At 67.9% G+C, this 471-nt stretch carries 1 protein-coding gene; it reads left to right on the top strand.

What is annotated here, in order from left to right; translation table 11 throughout:
• A partial coding sequence (locus XH84_RS31735; protein WP_208757119.1) for an IS256 family transposase occupies window positions 1-471 on the top strand: 471 nt, incomplete at both ends.

Below are 471 nucleotides of genomic sequence, written 5' to 3' on the forward strand. Positions count from 1 at the left end.
GCGCATTCCAAAGCTGCGCAAGGGTTCCTACTTTCCCGGCTTCCTGGAGCCGCGCCGGATGGCCGAGAAGGCGCTCACCGCGGTGGTGCAGGAGGCCTACGTGCAGGGCGTCTCGACCCGCTCGGTGGACGATCTGGTGCAGGCGATGGGCATGAGCGGCATCTCCAAGAGCCAGGTGAGCCGGCTGTGCGCCGAGATCGACGACAAGGTGAAGGCCTTCCTCGCCCGTCCGATCGAGGGCGACTGGCCGTATCTGTGGATCGACGCCACCTACGTGAAGGTGCGCCAGAACGGGCGCATCGTCTCGGTCGCGGTGATCATCGCGGTCGGCGTCAACAGCGATGGCCGGCGCGAGGTGCTCGGCATGGATATCGGCCCGTCCGAGGCCGAGACGTTCTGGACGGCGTTCCTGCGCAAGCTCGCCCGCCGCGGCCTGCGCGGCGTTAAGCTCGTCGTCTCCGACGCCCACGA

The sequence above is a fragment of the Bradyrhizobium nanningense genome (assembly GCF_004114535.1).
Taxonomy (GTDB): Bacteria; Pseudomonadota; Alphaproteobacteria; order Rhizobiales; family Xanthobacteraceae; genus Bradyrhizobium; species Bradyrhizobium nanningense.